Genomic DNA, 3,316 nt, shown 5'->3' on the forward strand with positions numbered 1-3,316 from the left:
AAGTTGTTACTATCATAGACTTTCATATTAGCACCTACCTTTTTTAATTATATAAAATTTTCAACTGTTCTTGATAATTTTATACTATTTATATGTATAATATTCCCAATTAATTTAGATAAGATTATCTTTTTCAGAAAAATTAATAATTAGTCTATCTTCTACTTGGATTTAAAGTATAATTCTATAATGATTCAGTTTTATCCTCTTTTTTAATAAAAAATTCACTTAAGTCATTACGTAGATATTCTGTTTAATCCCTCCAACAATTCAAGTTTATTAGCTTTACTTATAAATTATTCACCATCCACATAATTTATAAGTATTTAGTATATAAAAAAACTCTAAAGTACTATTTAATTAATACTTTAGAGTTTTTATTTGTTGTATTATTCTAATGTCATTAGTAATTGTTTGTCAGAAACCATTTCACTTTCCTTAACTTTAATTTCCTTAATTTTTCCATTAGTTTTAGCAACTATATTTGTTTCCATTTTCATAGCTTCTATAACTATTAATGGTTGATTTTTTTGTACTTCATCGCCTTCTTTTACTAACACTTTTATTACTTTTCCTGGGATACTAGCTCCTATTTCTAAAGGATTATCCATATCAGCTATCTCAACTTGTTTAATACTTCCTGCGAAGTTATTATCTCTTATTTCTACTTCTCTATGCATACCATTTAATTCAAATACAATTGTTCTGTATCCATTTTCTTTAACTTCACCTATATTTCTCAAGCTAATTGTTAGCATTTTTCCTTCTTCAATATCAACATCACTTTCTTCTCCTATTCCAAGTCCATAGAAGAAAACATGACTTTCTAGTTTAGAGATATCATTATAATCTTGCAAATGTTTTAGATATTCTTCATAAACTTTTGGATATAGCTCATAGCTAAGTATATTTCTTATATTAGATTTCATATCAAACTTTTCATTTAAGTAGTCTTTATCTCTATCAAAATCAGCTTCAGGCATTAATAATCCTGGTCTAACAGTTATAGCTTCTTCACCTTTTAATACGACTTTCTGTAGCTCTTTTGGTATTCCACCTTCTGGCTGACCTATCATACCTTTACAATAATCTACAACAGAGTCTGGGAATGATAATTTTTTACCTTCTTCATAGATATTATCTTTCGTTAATTTATTTTTCGTCATAAATATTGCTAAGTCACCAGCAACTTTTGATGAAGGTGTAACTTTAATTATATCCCCTAGTATTTGGTTTGCCTCTTTGTAATTAGATTTTACACTATCAAACTCATCTACTAAACCAAAACTATCAGCCTGTGCCTTTAAGTTTGAATATTGTCCTCCTGGCATTTCATATTCATATATTTCTGCAAAAGATGTATTCATACCGCTTTCGAATTTTTTATATACTTTTCTTAAATCACCATAGTAATTTGATAATTCTTGATATCCATATAAATCAATATTAGTATCTCTTTCAGTATGTCTTAAAGCTTCTACTATAGCATTTAATGAAGGTTGACTTGTTAAACCTGACATAGTTTGTAAAGCAGAGTCTACTATGTCTACTCCAGCCTCAGCTGCCATTAAACATGTTGCTACACCATTTCCACTCGTATCATGTGTGTGTAAATGTATAGGAGCTTTAACATTGTTTTTTAATTCTTTTATTAATTTGTAAGCAGCATATGGTTTTAATAGTCCTGCCATATCTTTGATACAGATTATATCTACTCCTAATGACTCTAATTCTTTAGCCATTTTCACATAATAATCTAAATTATATTTAGTTTTATTTGGATCTAATATATCTCCTGTATAGCACATAGTACCTTCTACTATTTTTCCTGTTTCTAGTCCAGCTTCTATTGATAATTTCATATTTTCTACCCAGTTCAATGAATCAAATATTCTTATAACATCTATTCCTTGATATGCAGATTCTTTTAAGAAATTTCTTATTACGTTATCTGGATAATTTGTATATCCAACACCATTAGATGCTCTAAATAACATTTGGAATAAAATATCTGGTATCTCTGCTCTTAATTTTTGTAATCTTTTCCATGGAGATTCTTTTAAGAATCTATATGCAACATCATAAGTTGCTCCTCCCCACATTTCTAATGAGAATAAATCTTTCATATACTCATTTGTAGGTTTAGCAACTTGTAATAAGTCATATGTTCTGAACCTTGTAGCCATAAGTGATTGATGAGCATCCCTCATGGTTGTATCTGTTAATAATAATTTCTTTTCATTTTTTATTTTTTCTATATAGGCTTCTTTTCCTAATCTTTCAAATTGTTGTCTACTTCCTTCTATCTTAGAAGTATGTTCTGTTATTATACGAGGTTGATGAGGTACTTCAAATTTAGGTTTAGGTACACACTTATTTTCATTAACTATAACATCTCCTATAAATTGAAGTAGCTTAGTTCCTCTATCCTTACTTTCTTTTATTTGAAATAGTCTTGGATGTTCATCTATAAATTTAGTACTACATTTACCAGCTCTAAAAATTGGATCTTTTAGTACATTCTCTAAAAATCCTACGTTAGTCTTAACTCCCCTAACTCTTAACTCTTTTATGGATCTTATTGTTTTGTTAATTGCTTTTTCAAATGTTCTATCCCAAGAAATAGTTTTAACTAACAAACTATCATAATAAGGACTTATGCTAAATCCAGCACAACCGTTTCCTCCATCAAGCCTTATACCAGCCCCAGAACCTGTTCTATAAACTTGTATCTTGCCTGTATCTGGCATAAAATTGTTTTTTGGATCTTCAGTTGTTATTCTACATTGTATGGCATATCCTGTTAAAATCACACTTTCTTGAGATTTTATGTCAATCTCCTTATCATCTAGTCTATGCCCTTCTGCAATAAGTATTTGACTTTGAACTATATCTATTCCTGTTACTTCTTCAGTTACTGTATGCTCAACCTGTATTCTTGGATTCATCTCTATGAAGTAATGGTTTCCCTTAGCATCAACTAAGAATTCTAATGTTCCTGCACTAACATACCCAACTTTCTTAGCTATCTTAACTGCATCTTCACATATTTCTTGTCTTATTTTTTTATCTAAAGAAAATGCCGGTGCATATTCTATTATTTTTTGATGTCTTCTTTGAACTGAACAGTCTCTTTCATATAAATGAACTAAATTACCATATTTATCACCTAATACTTGAACCTCTATATGTTTTGGATCCTCTATATATTTCTCTATAAATATTAAATCTTCTCCAAATGCTTTTCTAGATTCACTACATGCTGTTTCGTACTCAAGTGCTAAATTCTTTTCATCGTAAACAACTCTCATACCTC

General features: G+C 29.0%; 1 protein-coding gene. It reads right to left on the reverse strand.

Annotation, left to right across the window (positions count from 1 at the left end; translation table 11 throughout):
- Nucleotides 1-389: 389 nt before the first annotated feature.
- On the reverse strand, nucleotides 390-3,316 hold a 2,927-nt coding region (locus J7G74_RS14020; protein ID WP_297136476.1), incomplete at its 5' end, for a pyruvate carboxylase.

Source organism: Terrisporobacter sp. (assembly GCF_017888745.1).
Taxonomy (GTDB): Bacteria; Bacillota; Clostridia; order Peptostreptococcales; family Peptostreptococcaceae; genus Terrisporobacter.